This window comes from Acuticoccus sediminis (genome assembly GCF_003258595.1).
Lineage (GTDB): Bacteria > Pseudomonadota > Alphaproteobacteria > Rhizobiales > Amorphaceae > Acuticoccus > Acuticoccus sediminis.
This window is the reverse complement of record NZ_QHHQ01000001.1, coordinates 846,152-870,360: the sequence shown is the minus strand read 5'-3', so window position 1 is coordinate 870,360 and position 24,209 is coordinate 846,152. Positions and strand designations below refer to the sequence as shown.

19 protein-coding genes and 1 tRNA gene are annotated in these 24,209 nt (G+C 69.9%); 6 read left to right on the top strand and 14 right to left on the bottom strand.

Annotated features, from left to right (window positions below):
* Positions 1-108 precede the first annotated feature (108 nt).
* The 6 genes from DLJ53_RS03705 to DLJ53_RS03680 all read right to left on the bottom strand — a co-directional run bounded on the left by DLJ53_RS03705 (position 109) and on the right by DLJ53_RS03680 (position 6,374).
* Complete coding sequence (locus DLJ53_RS03705; RefSeq protein ID WP_111342445.1) at positions 109-1,812, bottom strand: methyl-accepting chemotaxis protein; 1,704 nt, start codon at positions 1,810-1,812, stop codon at positions 109-111.
* Positions 1,809-2,384: a hypothetical protein gene (locus DLJ53_RS03700; RefSeq protein ID WP_111344045.1), complete on the bottom strand. Its 576-nt coding sequence runs from the start codon at positions 2,382-2,384 to the stop codon at positions 1,809-1,811. The genes DLJ53_RS03705 and DLJ53_RS03700 overlap by 4 nt, the downstream gene beginning before the upstream one ends.
* Positions 2,385-2,798: 414 nt before the next feature.
* On the bottom strand, positions 2,799-3,779 hold the full coding sequence (locus DLJ53_RS03695) for a DMT family transporter (RefSeq protein ID WP_226574192.1): 981 nt from the start codon (positions 3,777-3,779) through the stop codon (positions 2,799-2,801).
* A 13-nt stretch (positions 3,780-3,792) separates the two neighbouring features.
* Entirely contained in the window at positions 3,793-4,569 is a 777-nt protein-coding gene (locus tag DLJ53_RS03690) for an alpha/beta fold hydrolase (protein WP_111342441.1), read from the bottom strand.
* Between the two features lies 1 nt (position 4,570).
* Positions 4,571-5,386 (bottom strand): ion transporter, encoded by an 816-nt coding sequence (locus DLJ53_RS03685; RefSeq protein ID WP_111342439.1) that lies wholly within the window; start codon positions 5,384-5,386, stop codon positions 4,571-4,573.
* 127 nt (positions 5,387-5,513) lie between these two features.
* Positions 5,514-6,374, bottom strand: a complete 861-nt coding sequence (locus DLJ53_RS03680; RefSeq protein ID WP_111342437.1) for a hypothetical protein — start codon at positions 6,372-6,374, stop codon at positions 5,514-5,516.
* 210 nt (positions 6,375-6,584) lie between these two features.
* Between DLJ53_RS03680 and DLJ53_RS03675 the strand changes: the two genes are divergently transcribed.
* Positions 6,585-6,669 (top strand) — tRNA-Leu (locus DLJ53_RS03675).
* 58 nt (positions 6,670-6,727) lie between these two features.
* Here DLJ53_RS03675 and DLJ53_RS03670 read toward each other — a convergent pair.
* From DLJ53_RS03670 to DLJ53_RS03660, 3 genes are all read right to left on the bottom strand, one after another.
* Positions 6,728-8,140, bottom strand: a complete 1,413-nt coding sequence (locus DLJ53_RS03670) for an MmgE/PrpD family protein (RefSeq protein WP_202912984.1) — start codon at positions 8,138-8,140, stop codon at positions 6,728-6,730.
* A gap of 327 nt (positions 8,141-8,467) precedes the next feature.
* Positions 8,468-10,243 carry a hydantoinase B/oxoprolinase family protein gene (locus tag DLJ53_RS03665; protein WP_111342435.1) on the bottom strand — a complete coding sequence of 592 codons (1,776 nt, stop codon included), beginning with the start codon at positions 10,241-10,243 and terminating at the stop codon, positions 8,468-8,470.
* A 1-nt stretch (position 10,244) separates the two neighbouring features.
* Positions 10,245-12,299 (bottom strand): hydantoinase/oxoprolinase family protein, encoded by a 2,055-nt coding sequence (locus DLJ53_RS03660; protein WP_111342433.1) that lies wholly within the window; start codon positions 12,297-12,299, stop codon positions 10,245-10,247.
* A gap of 273 nt (positions 12,300-12,572) precedes the next feature.
* On the opposite strand from DLJ53_RS03660, the gene DLJ53_RS03655 reads away from it, so the two are divergent.
* Positions 12,573-13,454, top strand: coding sequence for an isocitrate lyase/PEP mutase family protein (locus DLJ53_RS03655; protein ID WP_111342431.1), 882 nt, complete (start codon positions 12,573-12,575; stop codon positions 13,452-13,454).
* A 48-nt stretch (positions 13,455-13,502) separates the two neighbouring features.
* On the opposite strand, the gene DLJ53_RS03650 is transcribed toward DLJ53_RS03655, so the two are convergent.
* Positions 13,503-14,888: an MmgE/PrpD family protein gene (locus DLJ53_RS03650; protein ID WP_162408853.1), complete on the bottom strand. Its 1,386-nt coding sequence runs from the start codon at positions 14,886-14,888 to the stop codon at positions 13,503-13,505.
* Positions 14,885-15,334 carry a hypothetical protein gene (locus tag DLJ53_RS35080; RefSeq protein ID WP_162408851.1) on the bottom strand — a complete coding sequence of 150 codons (450 nt, stop codon included), beginning with the start codon at positions 15,332-15,334 and terminating at the stop codon, positions 14,885-14,887. The genes DLJ53_RS03650 and DLJ53_RS35080 overlap by 4 nt, the downstream gene beginning before the upstream one ends.
* A 590-nt stretch (positions 15,335-15,924) precedes the next feature.
* Between DLJ53_RS35080 and DLJ53_RS03645 the strand changes: the two genes are divergently transcribed.
* Positions 15,925-17,352 (top strand): FAD-dependent oxidoreductase, encoded by a 1,428-nt coding sequence (locus DLJ53_RS03645; RefSeq protein WP_162408849.1) that lies wholly within the window; start codon positions 15,925-15,927, stop codon positions 17,350-17,352.
* Between the two features lie 27 nt (positions 17,353-17,379).
* Here DLJ53_RS03645 and DLJ53_RS03640 read toward each other — a convergent pair whose 3' ends face one another.
* From DLJ53_RS03640 to DLJ53_RS03630, 3 genes are all read right to left on the bottom strand, one after another.
* The gene (locus tag DLJ53_RS03640; protein WP_162408847.1) at positions 17,380-18,453 is read right to left on the bottom strand and encodes a LacI family DNA-binding transcriptional regulator; all 1,074 of its coding nucleotides are present in this window, start codon (positions 18,451-18,453) and stop codon (positions 17,380-17,382) included.
* Positions 18,454-18,782: 329 nt separating this feature from the next.
* Positions 18,783-19,526, bottom strand: coding sequence for an SDR family NAD(P)-dependent oxidoreductase (locus DLJ53_RS03635; protein ID WP_162408845.1), 744 nt, complete (start codon positions 19,524-19,526; stop codon positions 18,783-18,785).
* Between the two features lie 468 nt (positions 19,527-19,994).
* A complete protein-coding gene (locus DLJ53_RS03630; RefSeq protein WP_162408843.1) occupies positions 19,995-21,032 on the bottom strand; it encodes a LacI family DNA-binding transcriptional regulator in 1,038 nt (345 codons plus the stop codon).
* Between the two features lie 268 nt (positions 21,033-21,300).
* On the opposite strand from DLJ53_RS03630, the gene DLJ53_RS03625 reads away from it, so the two are divergent.
* From DLJ53_RS03625 to DLJ53_RS03615, 3 genes are all read left to right on the top strand, one after another.
* Entirely contained in the window at positions 21,301-22,413 is a 1,113-nt protein-coding gene (locus DLJ53_RS03625; protein ID WP_111342419.1) for an ABC transporter substrate-binding protein, read from the top strand.
* A gap of 82 nt (positions 22,414-22,495) precedes the next feature.
* Complete coding sequence (locus tag DLJ53_RS03620; RefSeq protein ID WP_111342417.1) at positions 22,496-23,392, top strand: ABC transporter permease; 897 nt, start codon at positions 22,496-22,498, stop codon at positions 23,390-23,392.
* The gene (locus DLJ53_RS03615) at positions 23,392-24,204 is read left to right on the top strand and encodes an ABC transporter permease (protein WP_111342415.1); all 813 of its coding nucleotides are present in this window, start codon (positions 23,392-23,394) and stop codon (positions 24,202-24,204) included. Before DLJ53_RS03620 ends, DLJ53_RS03615 begins: the two co-directional genes overlap by 1 nt.
* Positions 24,205-24,209 lie beyond the last annotated feature (5 nt).

Below are 24,209 nucleotides of genomic sequence, written 5' to 3'. Positions count from 1 at the left end.
GCGGAGGCCCGCGACGGCTGGTTTTATTCCTTTATCCGTGAGGAAAACGCCGGGACGGGGACTCCGGCCCTGCAGGCGGGTCCCGGGGGTGGCGTCTATGCCGCAGCCTCAGATCGCGGTGCGGGTCCCGTGATCGTCGTTGGCGACGGCACCGATGAATTCGTCGATGCTGCCCGAAAGGTCCTTGCTGGAGGCCTGCAGCGCCTTCGAGAGCTGGTTCACGTTCGTCGCCACGTCGCGCGTCTCGCCGACCTTGTTCTCAACCCCCTGGACGTTGTCGGCGACGCCTGTCGTCTGCTCCGACACCTCGTTAACGTTGCGCGAGATTTCGCCGAGCGCGGCGGACTGCTCCTCCACCGCGGAGGCGACGGCCGCCGCGTTCGCGTTGACCTGCGCGATCGAGCGACTGATCAGGTTGATGGCGCCGACGACCTCGTCCACCTCGTCGGAGACCTGGCCGATCACCCGGCCGATGTCCTCGGTCGCCTTGGCCGTCTGGTCGGCGAGCTGCTTCACCTCGTGCGCCACGACCGCGAAGCCCTTGCCGGCGTCCCCCGCGCGCGCCGCCTCGATGGTCGCGTTCAGCGCCAGCAGGTTGATCTGCCCGGCGATGCCGTTGATGAGGTCGACCACCTGGTGGATCTCGTCGGAGCGCGCCTTGAGCCCGTCCACCTTGCCGGTTGCCGTGTCGGTCGCCTCCGTCGTCGTCCGCGTCAGATGCGAGACGTTCTGGAGCTGGCTGGAGATGTCCTGGATCGAGGCGGTCATCTCCTCCACCGCGGCCGCGACGCTCTTGACGCTGAGGCCGGTCGCCATCGCCGCGTCGTTCACCGTGCGCGTGTAGGAGAAGCTCGCGCCGACCACGCTGTCGAGCGACGTCGCCGCGCCGTCGAGCTTGATCCCCGCCTCCGAAAGCTGGGCCAGGAGGGCGCTGGACTGGCCGCGGAAACCGCGCACGGCGTTGGTGATCTCCTCGGCGCGACGCGCCTTGGCCTCGGCATCGCGAACGCGCTCCGCCTCGATGACCTCGTTGCGCTCGCCCTGGTCGCGGAACACCTGCAGCGCCTTGGCCATGTCGCCGATCTCGTCGCCGCGACCGGTCCCCTCGATGGTGACGGTCCAGTCGCTGTCCTTGAGGCGGGAGGTCGTCGCCGCGAGCCGCCGCACCGGGAGGGCCACGCCATGACGCATCGCCACCGCCATGCCGACCGACACGAGGAGGATCGTCACCGCCGAGCCGAGCGAGACGTACATCTGGAAGTTCAGCTCGCGGAGCTGATGCGACCGCTGCTCGGCGATCGCCGCGCGCGTCTTGGCGCTGATGTCCGCGAATCCGCTGCCGATCGCGCGCCAGAGCCGGTTGCTCTGCATCGACATCTCGCGCAGGCGGGCGAGGTCGTAGGTGAGCGGGTCCGTCATCTCGCGGAGCTGCGCCTCGGCAATGTCGCGGCGCCATTCGGCGACGAGACCCGCGACCCCTGCCAGATTGCCGGCCAGCGCGGTCCCCGGCGTCGCCACGGTCCGGGCCGACTGCTCCGTCGCCTCCATGCGCCGGAAGCCCGCCAGCACTTCGTCGGCGAAGGCCACCTCGCCGCTGTTGATGTACGACAGCATCGCCTCGTGCGTCTCCGCGACGGTCGTGCGCCACGTCTCGACGGTCGCGAGGCCCGCGGCGCGGCGGCCGCTCTCCTCGAGCCCCCTCACCACGTCACGGGACTGGAGGAGCGTGAAGCCGGCCGACAGCAGCGTCACGCCGATGACGGCGGCGAACGCCACCCAGAGCTTCTTGGATATCGAAAGATTGGCCATCATCGCGTGAACGCCTGTCGCTGCAACTCGGTGAGGTTGAGTTCGATGGTCGCCGCCCCGATCGCCCTGCCCGTCCCGGGCTCGGTGACCGTCAGGGAGAGCTGCGCCCGCCAGGTGCGGGTCTCCTCGTTCCATTCGGCCTCGTCGATGAAGACGGCGTCGGGCCCCTTGGGGTAGGTCTTCTGCCACTTGGCCTCGTCGCCCTGCCAGTAGTCGGACGTGATGCTCGACTGGCCGACGTTGAGGCCGTAGGCGTCCATCACGAAGATCTCGCAGTAGCGCCCCAGGGACCGTGCCTGGACGCGGGTGAGGTAGGTCGACAGCGGGCTCGACAGCGTCGCCGAGATCAGCGGCTTGCGCTCGCTGTCCGCCTCGGCGCGCCATTGCTTGTCGAGCGCGTCGATCCGCTCCTGGGAGACGCCGTGGCGGCGCTCGTTCTGCATGGCGATCGACATCGCGACCAGCGGACTGGCGAGGAACTCGCGCACCTCCGCGATCACCTCGTCGGTGATGAGAGCGGGGGTGAGGCCCTTGGCGGGCTCCAGCGCGCGCGCGGACGATCCATCCAGGAGCATGCCCGCGACAACAGCGAACGCAGCCGCCAAAGCAAGTTGAGTGTGACGCAAGGCGCCCTCCTTAAGACCTGAACCGTTCGGCGGAACCGGCCGCCTGACACTTGCGGCCGGACCGAACGCCACGGGGAAAGGTAGGGCCCTCGCCTTTCGCGAGGCTTCCGCGCTCGTTGTATTCAGAATTGCGAAAACGATCCGATCCCCGGCGGGGATCGAACCTCTGGCGCGCGGACCGAAAGGTCCGGGCAGGCTCGCGCCGGGGATTGAGCCGGGACCTGAGCCGGGACTTGAGACGGCCTCACGGCACGCACCGGCTCGCCGGATGGTGGAGGCGGGCGAGGAAACCGGACCGCCCGCCCCGTTGTCATCCGGCGTCGTTGAGCCGGGCTGACTTCCGGGGCCTCCGGCGGCTTCGCGTCAGCCCCGCGTCCCCTCCGCCTGCCGCGCCACCGCCGCGCCGAGCGGCCGCCACAGCCGCCCGTCGACCACCGACAGGCCGAGGGCGATGAGCGCCAGCCCGCCGACCTGGCGCAACGTCACCGCCTCACCGAGGAGCAGCGCGCCGCTGATGAGCGCAAAGACCGGATTGAGGACGGTGACCAGCATCGTGTTGGTCGCCCCGGCGCGGGCGATGATGGCGAAATAGAGGATGTAGGCGACCGCCGTCCCCAGCACCGCGAAGGCGAGCACCGCGAGCCACACGTCGGCGCCGGGCATCGGCAGGCCGAACGGCCTGTCGACGATCAAGGCGGCCGGGACGAGGATCGCCGACGACGCCAGCGTCTGCCCGGCGCTCAGCACCACCGGATGCATCGAGAAGCGCCGCAGCCGGCGCGCGAACACCGACGAGAACGAGTAGGAGAGCGCGGCCCCCAGCACGGCGCACTGCGCCCAGAGCGAATGGCCGAGGTCACCCAGCACCCCGGGCCCGACGATCACCACGACCCCCGCCATCCCGAAGAGGATGCCGGTGAGGCGCGGCACCGTGATCCGCTCGTCCGGCAGGAGCGCGCCCGCGACGAACGCGGTGAACAGCGGCGTCGTGCCGATCAGGACCGCCGCGAGCCCGGCCGCGATCTCCGTCTGGCCCCAGACGATGAGCGAGAAGGGGATGACGTTGTTCAGGACCCCCATACCGAGGAGCGAGGCCCAGGCGGCGCGCGAGTCCGGCACCTGGAGCCGCATCAGCGCGACGACGGCCCAGAGCGTCACCGTGGCGAGCAGCACGCGCAGCGCGACCAGCGTGAGGACGGGAAGGCCCCGCAGTGCGATATGGGCGAACGGGAACGACAGGCCCCAGAGCAGCGCGAGAACGATGAGCATCAGCCACGCGAGGCCGTCCATCCGCGTCGCCGGGCCTCCAGTCGTGCCTGCGGGCGTACCCGTCGCCGTAGCCATCGTTCGCGTTCCTTCAGGGTGTGGTGATGAGCGCGCGCACGGGAGCGAGACACGGCTCGGGGAGGACTTCGTGGACAAAGTGCCCTTCCCCGCGGATCTGCACCACCTCGATGTCGAGTTCGGTGTCAATCCGCCGGACCTCCTCGGCCGCGAGGACGCTCGAATGCTCCGGGTCCCCGGCGATCAGCGTCACCGGAACGTCGAGGGCGGAGAGGAAGGCCATCGGGTCGAAGCCGGCGCCGATGGAGAGGTCGATGAGCCCGTCGAGCACGCGGCTGTCGAACGTCGCGAGCTGGTGGCCACGCCGGCGGACGGCCTCCGGGCCGAACATCTCCAGCAGGCGGGCCTTGCCGTGGCCCGAGCCCCAGCCTGCGACTTCCGCGGCCCAGGCGGCCTCGTCGTAGCCGGCGAAGGGGCCCTCCATCTGCTCCTTCAGCTTGACGAAGCCGCGGTAGAAGGCGCGCTTGCCCTCGCGGTTCGGGTCGAAGGCGAAGAGCGGCGGGTCCTCCAGGACGAGGCCGCGGATCGCGCCCGGGCGCTGCGCCGCCAGCGCCAGCGCCACGCAGCCGCCGAGGGAGTGGCCGTAGAGGACCGGCGGCGGCCCGTCCGGAAGGCGGATCGTCCTTGCCATCTCGGTGATGACATAGGGCGCCGTGCGCGGCCCGTCGCCGTGGCCGGGGAGGTCGAGTGCGAGGGTCGGAACGTCCAGCTTGGCCCGCAGCTCGTCGAAGTCGGAGCGGTCGCGGGTGACGGCGTGGAGGAAGACGACCTCCGGCGGGGGGCCCGCCATCTCAGCTCGTGCCCTTCGCGGCGGTGAGGCGCTCGATGGCAGCCGTCAGCTCCCGCACCTCGTCGCGCAGCGCCTTCACGTCGTGCGCGACGTGGGTCTGCTCCTCCAGGAGGGCGTCCCGGCTCGCCGCGGCCTCCTGCTCCACCTCCTGCTGCATGCCGGAGACGATGATACCGATGAAGAGGTTCAGGACCGCGAAGGCCGTCACCATGATGAACGGCACGAAGAAGACCCAGGCGTTCGGGTAGGCCTCCATGACGGGCCGGACGATGCCCATCGACCAGGATTCCAGCGTCATGATCTGGAACAGCGTGTAGGCGGAGGAGCCGATGGAGCCGAACCAGTCCGGGAAGGTGCCACCGTAGAGCGAGGTCGCCATCACCGAGAAGATGTAGAAGATGATCACCATTAGGAGGACGATGGAAGCCATCCCCGGCAGCGCCGCGATCAGCCCGCCGACGACGCGGCGCAGGGTCGGGATGACCGAGATGAGCCGCATCACCCGCAGGATCCGGAAGGCCCGCAGGACCGAGAAGCTCTCGGTGGTGGGCATCAGGGCGATCGCGACGACGAAGAAGTCGAAGAGGCTCCAGGGGTCTTTGAAGAACCGTGCGCGGAAGGCGAAGATGCGCAGCGCGATCTCGACGGTGAAGACGGCGAGGATGGCGCCGTCGAGAAGCTCCAGCAGCGGTCCCGCCGCGGCCATGGCCCTCGATGAGGTCATCAGGCCGAGGATGACGGCGTTGACGACGATGAGCACGACGATGAAGGCCTCCCAGCGACGCGACAGGAGGAGGCTTTGTAGGGATTGCTGCAACGGAGATCTCCGCGAGGTTCGGTGACGCCGTCGTTGCCGCCGGCGACGGCGAGCGTCAAGGACGACGGCGTCGCGCCGTGCAGCCATGCCGAAGCGGACGGGCTGGCGGCCAGCCGCGCGGCGAACCCTATCTGAAGATGGAGCGGTAGGCCTGGAAGTCCCGGTAGTCGGCCGCGAGCCTGGGGTCGGGCTCATCCACCGGGCGGCGCTTGGGCAGCACCCACCAGAAGCCGACGTGCCCGCCGAACTCCTGGATCGCGTTCGTCCCCGCGACGGTCGCCACGCCGCCGACCTCCAGGCGCAGGTTGTCGGTGATGGTGCGCACCACGCTGGCGGACACCTTGTGGTAGTCGCTGTCGCCACCGACCTCGAAGGTCGAGAAGGTCTGGCCGAGGATCATCCAGTTGGGAAGGATCTGGGCGCCGAGCGTGAGGTCGAGCTTCACCTCGTCGGAGGCGTCGTCGTCGAACCTCGCACGGTAGGCGAGCTGGGCGTCGGCGAAGACGGGCGTGTCGTAGAGGGTGGTGCCGACGCCCCCGAGCGCCCGCACTTCCACGCCAGGGCTGTCGCTGGGCTTGGAATCGCCTTGCGAGCTGAAGCCGCCGGAGAAGGCCGTCAGCTCCGTCGACGCGACCCAGAACGGCCCCTGGAAGAGGCGGACGCGGGCCCCGCCGGCGACCGACGCGAACGTCTGCGGGTCGTGCCCGATAAGGTCGGGCGCGATCTCCCGCTCGCTGCTCTCCTCGGTGAGCTCGCCGCGAACGACGCCTGTCAGCCAGGGGCGCAGGCCGTATTCGAGCGCGGCCGAGAGCGTCAGCTTCTGGTACTCCGGCACGGCGACGAGGTTGCCGTCCGCGTCGAACCCGTGGTCGCCGTAGGTGAAGCTCGAGGTGATGTAGGTGCGCGTCTCCCCCCGCTCGATCGTCCAGGCGCCGGCGAGTGCGGAGGTGGCGCAGCCGGCGAACAGCGCGGCAAACACGAAACGCATGCGACCCCTCCGCTCAGACCCACCACGTCACGACAATCTATGATAGTCGTTTACAACAATCCTATGTTGAATGATAGTGGTGTCGGAGCAACCTCTGGCCGTGGCGCCGCCATGGCTCTTGCCAGTGGCCGACGAAACGGTATGTTGCGCCGCCGCGGGACGGATGGCGCAGGGGTGACGAAAGCCCATGGCGCCGCAGACGCCTCGCCTGCGAGAGTGGCGGAACCGGTAGACGCAGACGACTCAAAATCGTCCGCCGCAAGGCTTGGGGGTTCGAGTCCCCCCTCTCGCACCAACTTTAAATTGCCGAACTGTGCCTTCATGGCAACGCGAGGGTCCGGGCGCTGCGCGGCTCAGGCCGCCGAGGCGGGGACCATGAGGCGCGCGATCGCCGTCACGTCGGCGACCGTCTCCAGCGTCTCCACCAGCTCCACGACCCGCTCCGCGTTTCCGGCCGGGAGACCCGGCACCGTCCCCCAGTTGCGCATGAACTTGTCGACGTTGTCCGCGGCCGACAGCGGCGACCTGGGGTGGCCGTAGACGTGGTCGAGCGTCAGCTCGTGCCTGGACCCGTCCGTGAGCGTCAGGACGAAGCGCTGGGGCGTCATCGCGTTCTGGTCGGGGTTGCCGTCCTCCTCGACGCGGATGCGCGCCGCGATCTCGTGCGTCTTGGGGTCGGTCAGCATCGCCTCGCCGAGGAACTCGCCGACGTCCACGCGGCCGTGCCGGAGGTAGGTCGCGCCGACGAAGGGGATGCAGAGCTTGGCATAGTTGGGGTCCGGCGCCGGAATGTCCGGCCGGCCCACCTGCCGGAACACCACCGGCGGGACGAGGCAGCGCAGCTCGGCGATATCGTCCGCCCCGATCCCGAGGCGCGACGTGAACTGCATCAGCGCGTCGACGGTGCCGTGGGTGAGGCGCCCGGAGGGGAACGGCTTGTGGGCGAGCTCCTCCACCTGGAACTCCCGGCCGATGCGCCCGATCTCGGCCGCGACGTCGAACGCGTCCCGCTCGATCAGCCGGAAGTAGCCGTGGCGGCCGGTCAGGATGTCGGACGGCCCCTTGAAGCCCGCCGCGGCGAGGTCGGCGCTGACGAGGCCGGCGCGCCCGGCCAGTCCCACCTGCAGCGCCAGACACGGCGACCCCTCGACGTGCGGCTGCATGGTCCCCGACGTCTGCGAGTACTGGATCCCCAGCGCGCTCGCGATCGTCGCCTCGTCGTGGCCCAGCATGCGTGCGACACCGGCAGCCGCCCCGAACCCGCCCGCCGTGGACGGACGGAAGAACCGGAGCGGCCCTCGCGCCGCGAAGCCGAGAAAGGTCGCGAAGTCGACCCCGCCGGCGAGGGCGGCGAGGAAGGTCCTCCCGTCGATCGGCGGCTCGTCCCTCGCGACACGCCGCTCCGCCGCGGCCATCATCGCCCCGAGGACGGCCGCCATCGGGTGCAGCACCGCCCGCTCGTGGACACAGTCGTACTCCAGCGAGTGGACCTGGTAGCCGTTGACGAACGCCGCCGTCGCCGCCGGAAGGCGGATGCCGCTCCCCCACACCGACGCCTCCCGCCCCTCGCCCCACGTCTGCGCCAGCGCCCGCAGCGCGTCGACGCCGGTCCCGTTCGCGCCGGCGATGCCGACCCCGAGCGTATCGAGCGTGAACGTCTTGGCCGCCGCCACCGCCGACGGCGGGAGATCGTCATAGGCGAGGCCGGCGACGTGCCGCACCAGATGCGGCATCGGATCGAGATCGGGTTCCGGGGCGTGATCCAACGTCGAGACTCCTTGGATTGGGCAGCCAACGTACCAGCATGCGAGGCTGCAGGCGCTCGGGCTTCACCAGGTAACAGGGCGGTCGCCTGTTTCCCGGAGCCAGCCCTCGCTGATCGATGCCCTGAGCCGGACCGGAGCCCCGCGCAAGGCCCGCTCCGCTCACCTGCGGTGGCCTTGCGCGCGGCTCCGGTCCGGCTCCTGTCGGGCATCAGCGACGGCTGGCTCCGGGAAACAGGCTGGGGCCGTGCCCGTGGCGGGGCGGGGGGTCACCGCCTCGCCGGGGCAGGTCCCTTTAGGGCTCCGAAGGGGTGCGCGTGGCGGCCGCGCCTACTCGGCGGCCTCCGCCTGCTCGGGGACATAGCCAAAATTGAAGGGCTCCGGCTCGCCGCGCCTCGTCCGCATGTCCGCCCGAAGGGCCTCCGTCGCGGCATCGTCCGGCACGTTCGCGGGGGTGAGGACGACACCGTAGAAGTCCCGCGCCGCCTGCGGCGAGACGAGGTCGTGGCGCACGTCCCGCGCGACGCTCTCCGCCGGTCGGTCGAGCGGATCGCCCCAGCCGCCGGAGCCCGCGGTGTTGAAGACCACCACGTCGCCCGCCTCCACCGCGAGGTTGTCGATCTTGGAGGGGATCCGCTCCGTCTCGCCGGTCGCCTTGCGCACGATCCACTTGCTCGAGGTCCCGCCGTAGAGGCCGCCGTTGATCCCCCAGGGCGGGACGATCTCGCGGTCGTCATGGATCGAGACCCTGCCGGTTTCGAGAAGGCGATAGGTCTTGGCGATGCCCGCGCCGCCACGGTGGAGCCCCGCCCCGCCGGAGTCGCGGATCGGCCGGTAGCTCTCGATCAGCACGGGATAGTAGTTCTCGATGTACTCGATCGGCGTCGCCGAGAAGAGAGGCCACCAGGCGTGGCCGTCGAGGCCGTCCCCGCGCGGGCGGCCGGGGACGCCGCCGAAGAGGAGCTCCATCAGCTGGAAATATTTCCCGTCCTGGTCGTGGCCGGTGAAGATGAAGTGCGGGCTCGTCCCGTAGCCCGCCGCCATCGACAGGTGCGGCGCGCGCTGGCCGAGCGCCCCGGCCTGGCAGTCGAAGAAGCGCGTGTGCGTGTTGAGGCGGTTCGACAGCGCGGCGGGGAAGCGCGGATTGAGGAGGCTCCCCTCCGGGAGCACGATCTCGAACAGGTCGTAGAACCCCTCGTTGAAGAGGATCGAGGGGTCGAACGCCATGATCATGTAGACGCCAAAGAAGAGCTTGCAGAGCCCTTCGTGGATATGGAAGTTGATCGGGCCCTCCGCCTGCGGGTCCGTGCCGGTCCAGTCGAAGACCGCCGTGTCGCCTTTCCTGTAGATCGACAGCGTCATCTTGAACGGGCCGTTGCCGACACCGTCGTCGTCGACGTAGTCAGTGAACGTGACCGGTTCCTCGGAGATGTACTTGTCGATGAGGACCTTCATCGCCTCGTGGGTGCGGTCGAGCAGCATGTCGCACGCGGCCATGTAGGTATCGCGGCCGAAACGGTCGCACAGCTCGCGCACCCGCGTCGCCGCGGTCCGGCAGCCCGCGATCAGCGCCATCAGGTCGGCGCGGTTCATGTCCGGCGTGCGGGTGTTGTTGAGCATGATGTCGAGGACACCCGCGTTCAGCACGCCCTTGTCGTAGATGCGCACCGGCGGGATGCGCAGCCCCTCCTCCCAGATCGAATAGGCATCGGCCGGCATCGAGCCCGGCACCTTGCCGCCGACGTCGACCATGTGGCCGAAGATCGAGGAGAAGCCGACCAGCACCCCCTCGTGGAAGATCGGCATCATCACGCACCAGTCGTTGTTGTGCGAGATGGAGCCCTTGCAGGCGTAGGGGTCGTTCCAGACGAAGATGTCGCCCTCGTTGAGGTCGCCCTGGAACTTCTCGACGATCGCCGGGATGTACGAGCCGAACTGGCCGACGATCATCTGCCCCCGCTCGTTGCAGATCATCGGGAACTCGTCGTGCTGCTCCCGGATCACCGGCGACAGGGCGATGCGCACGACGACGCCGTCCATCTCGAAGCGGGCGTTCTTCAGCGCGTTCTCGATGATGTCGAGCGTGATGGGATCGACGGTCTTCATCTCAGTTCCCCTTCGCGTTCGGCCAGATCAGGAGGTTTCCGTGCGGGTCGACCTCCGCGTAATGATCCGGGAGAAGGACGGTGGTCGTGTCGTACTGGCGGATGATGGCGGGGCCGGCGACCCGCTCGCCGATGGCGAGCCGCGCGCGGTCGACGTTCGGCGTCTCCACCCACTCACCGTTGAAGTAGCTCGGGCGCGTCTCGATGATCGCCTCGGCCGCCGGGCCTCCGGTGATCGCGGCGGCCTCCTCCACCGGGGTCGTGGCGCCGGTCGCGACGACCCGCAGCGCCACGAGCTCGACCGGCACATGGAAGCGCACACCGTAGAGCCGCTCGTGGGTGGCGTGGAACTTGTCGAACACGGCCTCCAGGCTGGCCTTCCCGGCGATCACGTCCCCGTCGAGGTCGATCGTCACCTCGAAGCCCTGCTGCTCGTAGCGCAGGTCGACCGAGAACTGCAGGTGGCGGTCCTGCGGAGCCACCTTCTCCTCCTCGAGCCAGTGCGCCGCCTTCTCGGCCAGCGCGTCGAAGCGGGCCCACACGTCCGCCGCGTCGAGCGCCTTGGTCGAGCGGATGAAGGTCTGCACGAACTCGTTCTTGAACTCCGACTCCAGGAAGCCGAGTGCCGACAGGACGCCGGGGTTGGCCGGGACGACCACCGGATAGCAGCCGAGAAGCTCGGCCAGCGCGTTGGCGTGGAGCGGGCCGGCGCCGCCGAAGGCGACGATGCCGAAGTCACGCGGGTCGAGTCCGCGCTGCACCGTGATGACGCGGAGGGCGCCGAGCATCACCTCGTTGGCGATGTCGATGATCCCCTGCGCGGCGCCCTCCGGCGACAGTCCGAGCGCCTCGCCGACCTTCGAGACGGCGGCGCGGGCGCCTTCGACGTCGAGCGACATGTCGCCGCCGAGGAGAACCGGCGGCAGGTAGCCGAGCACCACGTTGGCGTCCGACACCGTGGGTTCGGTGCCGCCGCGGCCGTAGGCGACGGGGCCGGGGCGCGCGCCGGCGCTGCGGGGGCCGACGCGCAACGAGCTGGTCAGTTCGGAGACCTCGGCGATGGAGCCGCCGCCGGCCCCGACCGAGCGCACGTCGAGCGTCGGGACCTTGGCGGGGAAGTAGCCGACCTCGGTCGACCGGGAGATCGTCGGCTCGCCGTCGATGACGACGGAGACGTCGGTGGAGGTGCCGCCCATGTCGAAGGCGAGAAGTCTGCCGAGGCCGGTGCGACGGGCGACCATCACGGTCGACGTCACGCCGCCGGCGGGACCGGAGAGCACCGTGTGCACCGGCCGCTCGGACGCCGCCTCGGCGCTCATCAGGCCGCCGTCGGAGCGAACGATATGGAGGCGCGCGTGGACGCCGTCGTCCTTGAGCCGGGTCTCGATGCGCGACAGGTACCGCCGCATGATCGGCCGGACGTAGTCGTTCATGACCGTTGTGATCGCCCGGTCGTATTCCCGAAACTCGGGCAGGATCTCCGACGAGATCGAGACCGGGATGTCCGGGTACCGCGCCTTCACGATCTGCGCGAGGACGCGCTCGTGATCCGGGTTTGCATAGGAATGCATCAGCGAAATCGTCAGCGCCTCGATGCCGGAGGAGCAGAGGTCGTCGATCAGCCGGGTCGCGGCCTCGCGGTCGAGCGGCTTCACCACCTCGCCGCGTGCGTTCATCCGTTCCGGGATGCCGCGCGTGTCGGCCAGCGCGGCGAGGGGCTCCGGCTTGTCCATGACGATCCAGCCGAAGAGCGGCCCCGGGGTCCAGGACTTGGCGAGGTGCAGCGTGTACTCGAACCCCTCGGTCACAAGCAGGCCGACGCGCGAACCCTTGCCTTCCAGCACCGCATTGGTCGCCACGGTCGTGCCGTGGAGGATCAGCGAGATGTCGGACGGCGAGATGCCCGCCTTCTCGCAGATGAGCTTCACACCGTTGGCGACGCCGATCGACTGGTCCTCGGGGGTCGACGGGGTCTTGGCCTGGTAGGTGCGTTGCGTCGCGGCGTCGTGAAGGAGCAGGTCTGTGAAGGTTCCCCCGACGTCGACACCCAGCCTCATAGATCCATCCCCCGGTTGAACGAAGCGTCTGCGCGGCAAGCATTGCATGCGCATTCATCGAACTATAATCTCAGCTTGAAGTGGCGCAAGCGTGATTGGATCGGCGGCCGAAGAATTCCGCCCGGGAGCCACGGCCGGCCATGGGAGGGCAGGCCATGGCGGGATGGCAGCCGGCCATAGCGCGCCAACCACTTCGAAAGCGGCGCCGACTATGACGAGGTGTCAGACGCGGCGCACAGCCAGCCACACCTCCGGCAAAGGGATCGAAGAAGAATGGCAAAACCGACACTGAAGGCGGCTCTCGCGGCAGGCGAGTTCGTCGTCGCCCCGGGGGTCCACGACATGATCGCCGCCGCCGTGTTCAACAGGAGCGGCCTCGATTTCGCCTACGCGTCCGGCTACTGGATGACCGCCTCGGCCTATGGCCTCCCCGACGCCGGGATCGCCACCTACACGCAGATGGTCGACCGCGTGCGCACGCTGTGCACCATGGTGAACGCCGGCGTCATCGCCGACGCCGACACCGGGTACGGCGGGCTCCTCAACGTGCACCACACCGTCATCGGCTACGAGGAGGCCGGGGTCACCGCGATCCAGATCGAGGACCAGGAGTTCCCGAAGAAGTGCGGCCACACGCCCTTCAAGCGCCTGATCCCGGTCGAGGACATGGTCGACAAGATCAAGGTCGCCTGCGACGCCCGCAGGAATCCGGACACCTTCATCATCGCCCGCACCGACGCGCGCCAGTCAGAGGGCTTCGAGGGCGCCGTGAAGCGGGCCGTCGCCTATGGGGAGGCCGGCGCCGACGTCCTCTTCATCGAGGCGCTCGTCAGCGACGAGGAGATGCGCGAGGCCTGCCGCCGGCTCGACAAGCCCACGCTCGCCAACATGGCGGACGGCGGCCTCACCCCGATCCGCAGCGCCTCCGAGCTGAAGGAGATCGGCTACGACATGGCGATCTATCCCGCCGCGACGGGCCTTGCGGCCGCCCACGCCGCCGAAGCGGTGTTCAATGCGTTCAGGACGCTCGGCACCTCGCAGTCGCCCGACGTCCCGCTGTTCTCCTTCAAGGAGTTCAACTCGCTGATCGGCTTCGAGGAGGTGTGGGCGTTCGAGCGCAAGTGGGGCAAGCCCACCGGGCCAGCCAACGACTGAGGCCGCCGTGCCGGCGGCGCCTCCGGCGGGCCGGAGGCGGCGGCCCGGTCAGGCGACCAGATAGCGCACGACGTCGGCGACGTCGTCCAGCGTCTCGAAGGCGTCGACGACGCCGATCAGCTCCTCGCCCTTCTCCGGCGCGAGCTGCGGCACGCGGGACCAGCAGCGGCGGAACTTGTCGAGATTCTCCTCGCGCGACAGCGGGTTGTCGGCGTGCCCGTAGACCGCCTCGAGGACGACGCTGTGAGACGCGCCGTTCTTCAGCGTGACGGCGATCGTCTGCGGCGTCATCGCGCTGTGGCTCGGGTTGTCGTCCTGGATGACGGTGACGCGCGCGGCGAAGTCGTGGGTGCGCGGGTCGTTCAGCTTCTCGGGGCCGATGAATTCGTCGACGTCCACCACGCCGTGGTTGAGGAAGGTGCCGGCGACGAACGGCAGGCACAGCTTGGCGTAGTTCGGCGCCGGCTCCGGAATGTCCGGCCGGCCGACGAGGCGGTTGACGAGCTGCGGAACGGTCGCGGTGATCGTCGCGATGTCGTCCGGCGCGAAGCCGTGCGCGGCGATGAGGCGGCCGAGCCCGTCGACGACGCCGTGCGTGAGGCGGCCCGACGGGTAGGGCTTGTGGGACATGCGCTCCATCTGGAACGCGGCTTCCAGCTCGGCCTTGCCGTGGGCGACGTCGAAGTCATCGTTCTCGAACAGGCGGAAGTAGCCGTAGCGCCCGGTCAGCACGTCCTCCGGTCCGAGCACGCCCTCGGCGGCGAAGTCGGCCGCCGCCAGCGCCGCGCGGGCGTTGAAGCCGACCTGCATGCCCAGCATCGGCGAGCCCTCCACGTGCGGCTGCAGCGTCCCGCAGGACTGGCCGTACTGGTTGCCCAGCGTCTGCGTCATGCGCGTCGCGTCGAAGCCTTCCAGCTTGGCCAGCGCGGCGGCGGCGCCGAAGCCGCCGGCGGCGGCGGGGCGGAAGAAGCGGATCGGCCCGGTGGAGGCCTTGCCGAGAAAGATCGAGACGTCGACGCCCATCACCACCGCGGCCAGGAAGTCGCGCCCGTTGACCGGCCGCCCCTGGCGCGAGCGGCGCTCGCAGTAAGCCATGACGGCGGAGAGCAGCGTCGCCATCGGGTGCAGCACGGCGTCCTCGTTGACGCAGTCATACTCCAGGCTGTGGATCTGGTAGGCGTTGACGAAGGCGGCGCCACCGGCCGGCAGCGTCTCGCCGGAAACCCAGACGCGCGCTTCCTCGCCTGCGCCCCACCCGGACGCCACCTTGACGATCCTGTCGATCCGGTAGCCGTGGCAGCCGGCGACGCCGACCCCGAACGTGTCGAGCAGGAAGGTCTTGGCCTTCTCGATCGAGGCGGGGGTCAGGTCCCCGTAGGAGGTCCCGACGACGCGGTCCGTCAGCCAGGGGAGCGGGTTCTCTGTGTCACTCATCGCGCGTTGTCGTCCGGGGTTGCTGGTCTGGGGTCTCGCCAGGCGGGGGCCGCCTTTCGGACGGTGTCGAGGATCGACGGATCGAAGGGCGGCATCTCCGGTCCCGCCGGCCGGGGAGGATGACGGTACGCGGCGAGCCGGGCCACCGCCGCCGACACGTCCGGATCGGAGTAGTAGGCGCGATGCGCGACTTCGACCAGAGCCTGAACGGCGCCGCAGAGCCTTGCGACCTCGCGGACGGCGGCGGCGCGGCCGGGCGTCGCGAGGTCGGCAAAGTCCGGCGGCAGCGCGGCGAGGATGGCGCGGGCGGCATCCACGCCCTTGGCGCTCATCAGGACCTCCGCGCCGGTGCCGGTGCAGGAGGCGGGCGGAAGGAAGTCGCTCCCGGGGAGCAGCGTGTCGAGCAGCGGATCGATGGCGTCCTGGGTCAGGGCGAAAGCGGTCATGCGTAACTCTCGACAAGCGGGTGCGCCGGCGCCTCGGCCGCGGCGGAGCGGCAGTCCGGCCGCGCCGCTTCGACCATATTGAATTCGCATTCAATGAGCGCCTCGCGAGAGTGTCAACGCGAAACTTGGGCCGCGCGGGACAAATATCGCGACGCCTCGGTGATCCCGAGATGCGCGAAGGCATCGTTTCCGCCCGGAGATGAAGCCGCTTGACACCCGCTGCGGCACGTCGATTATGAATTCGTATTCAAATCGGTCGCAAGGGCGCTCGATGCGCACTTACCCCACCCAACGCTCACCGTGCCGCACATGCCCGCGAGAGGGTACCGCCGGGATGCCGCCGCGCCTGCCCGGCGGCGGCAACCCGGTGGGCGGCCGCGGGTGGGACCGGGCAGTGCGTCGCCCGCACCGCCCGGGCATCGGCGAGAAGTCGCGGCAGGGCGCGCCTGCCGGGATACCCTCCGCGTCACCCTCTCCCGGAACCGCCCGGCATGGTGCACTGCGGCGCCGCCCGAGGGCACCGCGGTTCGGGCCCCGGCCCGCGCGCGCCGGGCGCCCCACCATCAGATCAACAACATGAAGGCTCAATAATGACGGGTGTGGACAGGTCGATCCCCGAGTTCGACATCGAAGTCCCCGTGGTCGTCGTCGGCGCCGGGGCGGCAGGACTCGCGGCCACTCTCGCCGCCTGCGACAGCGGCGCGGGCACCCTCCTCCTCGAGCGCGACGTGGTCCCCTACGGCAGCACATGCATGTCGCAGGGGAACGTCTGCGCCGCCGGCACCAGGCTGCAGCGCGAGAACGGGATCGAGGACGACGCGGAGGCCCTCTACCGGGACATCATGGCCCGCAGCAAGGGTACCGCCGACACCGGCGTGTCCCGCACCGTCGCGGACAATTGCGGCCCGGCGATCGACTGGCTGGTCGACCGGTTCCGCATTCCCTTCCGCCTCGACCTCTCCTGGGGCGGCTTCTTCGGCCATACGGTGAACCGCCTGCACGGCGTCCCGTCCAAGACCGGCAAGGAACTCCACGACACGATGATGCGCGCGGCCGAGGCGGCCGGCGCCGACATCGTCACCGGTGCCCACGTCGACACGGTCTACGCCGACGCCGAGGGGCGCGTCGCGGGCGTGCGCGTCACCCGCGCGGACGGCGCCGTCGAGACGATCGGCTGCAAGGCGCTCATCCTCGCCACCTGCGGCTTCGGCGCCAACGCCGGGATGGTGAGGCGCTTCATCCCTTCATTCGGCGAGGCGCCCTACTACAAGTACTTCGGCCACGAGGGGAACGAGGGCGAAGGCATCGAGTGGGGCATGGCGCTCGGCGCGGCCGTGGGCTCGATGGACGCGTTCCAGGGGTACGGCGCGCTGGTCGAATCCGCCGGCGTGATCTGCAACTACGACCCGATCATGAACGGCGGGATCATGGTGAACCTGGAAGGCAGGCGCTACTCGAACGAGGTGAAGGACATCTCCGCCCAGTCGCTCAACACGCTCCAGCAGCCGGAGGGCATCGGCTGGGTGATCTTCGACGACGCCCGGCGCGCGACCTGCGAGGACCTGCCGGAATTCCGCGAGCTCAAGGCGCTCAACGTCGTCCGCACGGCCGGGGACGCCGGCGCCCTCGCCGAGCTCATCAAGGTGCCGGCGGAGGCGCTGGAGGCGACCATCGCCGAGACGCAGCGGATGGCGAAGGGCGAGGTCCCCTGCCCCTTCGGCCGCGACTTCACCCGCAACCCGCCGCTCTCCGGGCGGCTTCATGCGATCCGCACGACGGGCGCGCTGTTCCATACCCAGGGCGGCCTCAAGATCGACGGGACGGCGCGGGTGGTGCGCGAGGACGGCTCGCCCCTCCCGAACCTCTTCGCGAGCGGCGGTACGGCGGAGAGCATCTCCGGCAGCGGCTGCGACGGCTACCTGCCCGCCGCCGGCCTCTGCACGGCGATCACGCTCGGCATGCTGGCGGGCAGGGCGGCGGCCGAGCTCGTCGGCGACGCGGCGATGGCGGACGCCTGAGGGCCGCCGGGCTCCCGGGCCGGCGAATCAGCCGGCCGAGGCCTCCGGCGCCACCGCGACGGGCGCCGGCTCCGCGCGGGCCGGGCGCGGAACGGTCGCGCGCCAGATCATCTCGCCGGCGATCGGGCGGTCCCGCGTCAGCTCCTCCGGCTCGCGCGCGCCGTCGAAGTTGAGGAGGTTCAGTGTCTCGGTCACCATCTCGGCGACCGGCTGGCGCACCGTGGTGAGCTGGTAGGGCGGCCGCCCGCCCTCCGGAATCCCGTCGAAACCCGCGACCATCACGTCCTCGGGCACGCGCTTGCCGTAGCGGTACCGCAGCGCGTCCATCGCCCCCATCGCCATCACGTCGGCGATCCCGAAGATCGCGTCCGGAATCTCGTGCCCGGCCGCGACGTGCATGTCGACGGCCGCCGCTCCGCCCTCGTACGAGCGAAGGCCGGGGTAGCTCGAGATTGCGCTGCGCGGGATGCCGGCCTCGAGGACCCGCTCGACGAAACCGCGCACGCGATCCTGACTGGTGCTGCCGTTCGCCTCGCCGGTGATCATCATGAACGAGCGCGCGCCCGCGGCAAGGAACGCGTCGGCGACCATCCGGCCGCCGGAGACGTTGTCGCAGCGTACGCCGTAGACGTCGCTGTGCGGGATGTAGCGGTTGAAGAGCACCACCGGGATGCCGCGGTCATGGCACAGGTTGATCATCCGCGTCGAAAGCTGGGCCGACGTCAGGATCACCGCCTCCACCTGGTACTGAAGCACCTTCAGGATGGCTTCGTCGGTGTCCATCGTGTCGGACAGGGTGAGGGTCAGGGTCTGCCGGCCGAGCTTCTGCAGCTCCTGGCTGAAGGCGTGGAGCGTGTGAACGTAGAACGGGTTCGACAACGTGCCGAGGATCACGGCGACGATGCTGGACCGGTTCTTCGTCAAGCTGCTTGCAATGGAGTTCGGGACGTAGTTCAGCTTGCGGGCGGCTTCGAGAATCTTGTCCCGGGTGGTCGCCTTGATGCTGGACCCGGGCGTGAACGCACGCGAGACGGCCGACTGAGACACCCCGGCAAGGGCCGCCACGTCAAACGACGTGGTGCGGATCGATTTCTTCGCCATCGTCCCCATGGCTCCGCATTCGCATGCACTGCGTGGTTCGAGGAACGTTCAGCTAATCACTGCTGCCCACGATGGCAATGAAACTTTTCGTTTATAGGGATTTGCATGGGTCCGGTGGCCGTTCCGGCGCGACGTTGCAAGGGTGGATTGGCCAGCCTGCCGAATTCCGTCCCGATATCCGTGCCTTCGCGACCGAGGTATCGTTCGCCTGCAAATGACAAGAACTTCTTGTCGGGGCGGCCGATTCTGCTCGGGCAGCGTCCGCCCAAAGCGCCTGACGCAGCTCGCAATGCCGCTGCGCGAGGATTTGAATACGAATTCAATTCTGCTCAGGAGAACGACCACCCGCCGTCGACCGGCAATACCGTGCCGGTGATGAAGCTCGCCTCCTCGCTGAGGAGAAAGGCCGCCGCGGCGGCGGTTTCGCCTGCCGTGCCGAACCGCCCCAGCGCCGGTTGGGCCCGTGTCCGCGCCATGTTCCCCGGGGATTCGCATGCCGATGCACGCGCCATCACGGACGTCTCGCCCGGTCCCGGCGCGACGGCGTTCACGCGGATCCCGCTGTCCGCATGGTCGACGGCGAGGCAGCGGCACATGGCGTTGATCGCCCCCTTGGAAGCCGCGTAGGCGACGCAGTTGCTCGCCCCGCCGAGCGACACCTGCGAGGAACACAGCACGACCGACGCGCCCGGCACCGATGACAGGTCCGGCAGGAATGCCGCCACGGCGTTCGCCGAACCGACGACGTTGACGTCGAGCACGCGCCGCCAGTCTTCCGGCGCGACGTCCTCGATCCCGCCGGGCCGAGCGATCCCGGCGAACGTCGCCAGCCCGTCGACCGCGCCGACCGCGTCCCGCACCTCGCACGCGATCGCATCGAGCCGCGCCCGATCGCACACGTCGGCGGCGAAGCGAAGGGCCGCCCCGCAGCTTGTGTCGCCGAACGCGAGGTCGATGGCGACCACGCTCGCGCCCTCGGCCGCGAGCAGTTCGGCGGTCGCGAGGCCCGGCCCGCTGCCGCCACCGGTGACGACGATCACCCGGCCGGCGAACCGCCCCGGAAACGGGTTCAATTCCGCGCGCCCCGTGCCGGCTGGAGCTGGACGCGACGGGGCGGCGCCTTCGCCACCACCGCGATTGGCGCGTCGCGACGGGCGCCATCGGGGCGGATGCCGGCAAGGGCCGACGCCGAGCGGCAGGTGGCGCGCCGGCCCGTCACGATCGTCCCGCTATCCGGCCCGCCCCGCACCATCACTCCGCCCCCAGCGTCACGCCTCACCGAAACCCGCACCACGCCAATTTTGCATAGGCATGCAAACTTAATCAGGCATCTAGTTTTGTCAAACCGATAATCTAGGCGACGGCCATGCCAGCTGCTCGGATTATCGTCAAAGTAGACGGGAAGTGGCCATTCGATCGGCACCCCGCCCCTATCACTACCATATCACGACCAGGCTCCGGGAACCGACTTCCAGCGACATCCTGCCCAGCCTTAAATGCGTATGCAATCTTGGCATCCGGCTCCCCTCGGGCGTCCGTCGTCACCCTCCGCGAGCCGTCGATGCGCGGGGCTCGAGGTGGCCCGGGACGATCACATGCCTGGGCGCGTCGGCCCCCTCGATACGGTCGATCAGCATGTCGACCGCGATCCGCCCCAGCTCCGCCGGCGACAGGTCCAGCGCCGTGACCGGCACCGTCGCAGAGCGCGTCGCCACCCCGTCGTTGCCGGAGACGATCATCAGGTCGTCCGGCACCGCGAGCCCCCGTGCCGCCGCCGCGAACAGCGCCCCCACCGCGAAGCGGTCGAGCGAGGCGAAGATCGCGTCCGGCGGGTCGCACCGGTCCAGCAGCCCCGTCGCCGCGTTGTAGCCCGCCGACTCGGTCGCCGGCTCGTCCACCGCGACCAGCATCGGCGCCTGGCCGACGGAGGCGCACCATGCCTCGTACGCCCGGCGGTAGGCCAGCGTGTAGGCGTACCCCGTCCCCGCCAGCACCGCCCCGACCCGGCGCGCCCCACGGGACCTGAGGTGCTCCAGCGCCATGGTCACCAGCGCGTCGTGGTCGTTGTCCACCCACCAGGACGCCTCGGCCGGGCGCGCGAGATCCCGCCCGATCGTCACCACCGGCGCGTCCGTCCTGGCGAAGTGGCGCAGCAGGGGATCGTCCTTGACCGGGTCGACGACGATGCCGCCGTCGACCGGGATCCCCGCGAGCTCGCCAGATTCCACGCCGAACGGCAGCAGCAGCAGCATGAAGCCCCGCTTCAGCGACGCCGCGGCCGCCGCCTGCCAGATCGCCATCACGTAGTCCATCGCCGGCAGCATGCTGGCGAGCCCCGGCGGCACGGATGCCGCGATCGTCAGGACACCGGACGTGCGGCGCCGCAGGTTGCGGGCGTTCGCGTTCGCCCGGTAGCCGAGCGCCTTGGCGATGCCGATGATGCGCTGGCGCGTCCCCTCCTCGAGCCGCCCCGTCCCGTTCAGCGCGTAGGACACCGCGGCCGGCGACACGTCCGCCGCACGGGCGATGTCCTTCAGCCCGACCCGTCTTCCCGGCTGGCGGCTTCCCCGTCCCGGCACGCGTTCCTCCCGCTTCCCGGCCCATCGTCCCCAAGGCGCCGGCGGCCCGCGACCGACCCATGCGCATAGCAGTCCCACCGCCAGAGCCGTCTGGACAGGGCTCCCGCCGTCTGGACAGGGATCACACCCTGCTTTAACGTTTAAGCAGCTTAAGCAGATACTGGCGCCCTCGCGCAATGGGGCCTCCCGCGGCTCGCTCGAGAAGCGCCACCGACCCACCCCGGTCGGCGCGCCGCCGACGGTTCACCCCTGCCGCTGAGGACCCGATATGAGCGACCCACGGATGCTGTCGAAACTGGCCCAAATCGACCGGCTCAGCCGCCGCCGCTTCCTCGGCGGGGCAGCCAGCCTCGCCGCGGCGGCCGCCGCCTCGGGCCTGGTCCTGCCGCGCCGCGCCCTCGCCGCCGACGACACCGTCCGCTTCTGCTCCTGGGGCGGCTCCCTGCAGGACCTGCAGCGCCAGTACGTGCTCGACCCCTTCGAGGAGGCGTCCGGCATCAAGGTCGTCGAGGACTCGCTCCCCTTCCCGAGCCGCATCAAGGCGATGGTCGATTCGGGCAACCTCGAGTTCGACGTCGTCGAGACCGACCTCCTCACCGTCTACACGCTGGAGGACATGGGCGAGTACTTCGAGCCCATCGACTACTCGATGCTCTCCGCCGAGGCGCTCGCCGGCATCCCCGACGAGCTGAAGCACGAGAAGGCCGTCGGCTATTTCTACTGGTCCTACAACATCGGCTACCGCACGGATAAATTCGGCGGCGCCGTCCCGCAGGACTGGGCCGACGTGTGGGACGTCGACAAGTTCCCCGGCGATCGCACGCTCACCTCCGGCAGCGACGGCCAGTACCCGAACCTCGAATTCGCGCTGATGGCCGACGGGGTCGCCAAGGAAGACCTCTATCCGCTCGACGTCGACCGCGCCTTCGCCTCGCTCGACAGGATCAAGCCGCACGTCAACAAGTGGTGGAGCTCGGGCAGCGAGGTGGTGCAGCTCTTCACCTCCGGCGAGGTGACGACCGGCTCCACCTACTCCGGCCGCATCCTGACCGCGAAGGACGAGGGCGCCCCGGTCGACCTCAACTGGAACCAGGGCCAGGCCTCGCTCGACTACCTGATGATCGTGAAGGGCGCCCCGATGGAGCCCGCCATGAAGCTCCTCGACGCGCTGCTGAAGGTTCAGCCGCAGGTCGACATCTTCAACGCCTACGCCGGCGGACCGGCCAATGCCGACGTCCTCGCCGGCCTCAAGCCCGGGCGCGCGTCGGTCCTGCCGAGCGATCCGGCCAACCTCTCGAAGATGTACGTGCAGGACTCGCGCTGGTGGGCCGACAATTTCGGCGCGGTGGTCGACCGCTTCAACGAGTGGTCGCTGCTCTGAGCGACGGCTCGGGCGCCCCGCAGGAGACGACGATGCATCTCCCATCGGCCCGACCGGGGCGCCCCACCGCGCGGCGCCGCCCGTGACACTGGCCGCCGACAACGCCCCCGCCCCGCGCCGCCGCAAGGCGCGGGCGAAGCTCTACCCGGTCCACCGCGTCCGCGACCGCTTCGCCATGATGCTCGGCGTTCCGGCGCTCCTCGTGCTGGGCGTGTTCTTCCTCGTCCCCATCGGCGGCCTGATCGCCACCTCGTTCCAGGGACCGACGACGTTCGCGAGCTACGAGCGCTTCATGGCCTCGCGCGCGGCGATCACGATCCTCACCAACACCGTCCTCGTCGCGGCGGCCGTCACCGCGATCTGCGCGGTCATCGCGGTGCCCTTCGCGCTGGCGGTCCGCGCGCTGCCGCCGCTTGCCGGACGCATCGTGCTCCTCGCGGCGGTGCTGCCGCTCTGGATCTCGTCCCTCGTGCGCACCTACGCCTGGCTCTACATGCTGAGCCGCGAGGGCGTCCTCAACGCGGGCCTCGTCGGCTCCGGCATCGTCGCCGAGCCGCTCGCCCTGCTGTTCAACTGGGGCGCCGTGACCGTCGGGATGGTCCACGTGCTGCTCCCCTACATGATCCTGCCGGTCCACAACGCGGTTCGCGCGATCCCGACGGAGCTCATCCGCGCCGCGCAGTCCCTCGGCGCCGGACCGGCGCGCGTCTTCGCGACCGTCGTGCTCCCGCTGATCGGGCGGGGCGTGGCGACCGGCGCGCTCATCGTCTTCGTCATCGCGCTCGGCTTCTACATCACGCCGCTCATGCTCGGCGGACGCACCAACGTGATGCTCGCGGTCTACGTCGACACCATCGTCAACGTGACGCTGAACTGGCCGAACGCCGCCGCGGCCGCCGTCATCCTGGTGCTGCTCGTGACCGCGCTCCTAGCGGCGGGCGCGCTGATCGCCCGGCTCCGGCCGGTTGCGAAGCTCTGATGGCCCGCCGCTATCCCAGGGCGCGGACCCATGGCGCCGGCCTCGCCTGGTCGGTGGCGGCGCTCGTCCTCGTCTTCGTCCTCGCCCCGCTCGCGGTCGTGGTGATGATGAGCTTCTCGACCTCCGAATTCGTGCGCTTCCCCCCGCCGGGCTATGGCCTTGAGTGGTTCCGGAACTTCCTCGGCCGTGACGACTGGACCGGCGCGGCGCTCCGCAGCGTCAAGATCGGCGCCATCGTCACCGTGCTCGCCGTCGCGATCGGCGTCCCGGGCGCGCTGTCGTTGGCCGCGCTGCCGAGACGGCTCGGCGCCGTCGCCGCCGCGCTGACGACGCTGCCGATCCTGATGCCGCCCATCGTGCTGGCGCTCGCGATGTACATGAGCTTCACGCGATACGGCCTCGCCGGGACCGAACTCGGCATCGTCCTCGGCCACCTCTGCCTGGCGCTGCCGTTCGTGCTCCTGACGACCCTCGCGACCCTGCGCGGCATCGACCCCAACCTGGCGAGGGCCGCGCAGACGCTTGGCGCCGGCCGGGCCCGCGTCGCCTTCACGGTGACGATCCCGCTCGCCATGCCCGGCATCCTCGCCGGTGCGGTCCTCGCCTTCCTCACCTCGTTCGACGAGCTCCTCATCGCCCTCTTCGTCGGCAACTCGACGACGCGGACGCTGCCGCGGCGCATGTGGGAGGGGATCCGCTCCGAATTCGACCCGACCGTCGCCGCCGCGTCCACCGTGGTGGTCGGAGCGACCGTCCTCATCGGCCTCGTCTTCCTCATCGCGCGCTCGGCCTGGAAGGCCCGCGCCAGCTAACCCCG

Excerpts from the sequence above, each read along its gene's own strand:
- DLJ53_RS03695 (WP_226574192.1), bottom strand. The coding sequence starts at position 3,779 with ATGGCTACGGCGACGGGTACGCCCGCAGGCACGACTGGAGGCCCGGCG.
- DLJ53_RS03705 (WP_111342445.1), bottom strand. The coding sequence starts at position 1,812 with ATGATGGCCAATCTTTCGATATCCAAGAAGCTCTGGGTGGCGTTCGCC.
- DLJ53_RS03645 (WP_162408849.1), top strand. The coding sequence starts at position 15,925 with ATGACGGGTGTGGACAGGTCGATCCCCGAGTTCGACATCGAAGTCCCC.
- DLJ53_RS03690 (WP_111342441.1), bottom strand. The coding sequence starts at position 4,569 with ATGGCGGGCCCCCCGCCGGAGGTCGTCTTCCTCCACGCCGTCACCCGC.
- DLJ53_RS03700 (WP_111344045.1), bottom strand. The coding sequence starts at position 2,384 with ATGCTCCTGGATGGATCGTCCGCGCGCGCGCTGGAGCCCGCCAAGGGC.
- DLJ53_RS03625 (WP_111342419.1), top strand. The coding sequence starts at position 21,301 with ATGAGCGACCCACGGATGCTGTCGAAACTGGCCCAAATCGACCGGCTC.
- DLJ53_RS03660 (WP_111342433.1), bottom strand. The coding sequence starts at position 12,299 with ATGAGGCTGGGTGTCGACGTCGGGGGAACCTTCACAGACCTGCTCCTT.
- DLJ53_RS35080 (WP_162408851.1), bottom strand. The coding sequence starts at position 15,334 with ATGACCGCTTTCGCCCTGACCCAGGACGCCATCGATCCGCTGCTCGAC.
- DLJ53_RS03655 (WP_111342431.1), top strand. The coding sequence starts at position 12,573 with ATGGCAAAACCGACACTGAAGGCGGCTCTCGCGGCAGGCGAGTTCGTC.
- DLJ53_RS03680 (WP_111342437.1), bottom strand. The coding sequence starts at position 6,374 with ATGCGTTTCGTGTTTGCCGCGCTGTTCGCCGGCTGCGCCACCTCCGCA.
- DLJ53_RS03650 (WP_162408853.1), bottom strand. The coding sequence starts at position 14,888 with ATGAGTGACACAGAGAACCCGCTCCCCTGGCTGACGGACCGCGTCGTC.
- DLJ53_RS03640 (WP_162408847.1), bottom strand. The coding sequence starts at position 18,453 with ATGGCGAAGAAATCGATCCGCACCACGTCGTTTGACGTGGCGGCCCTT.
- DLJ53_RS03665 (WP_111342435.1), bottom strand. The coding sequence starts at position 10,243 with ATGAAGACCGTCGATCCCATCACGCTCGACATCATCGAGAACGCGCTG.
- DLJ53_RS03615 (WP_111342415.1), top strand. The coding sequence starts at position 23,392 with ATGGCCCGCCGCTATCCCAGGGCGCGGACCCATGGCGCCGGCCTCGCC.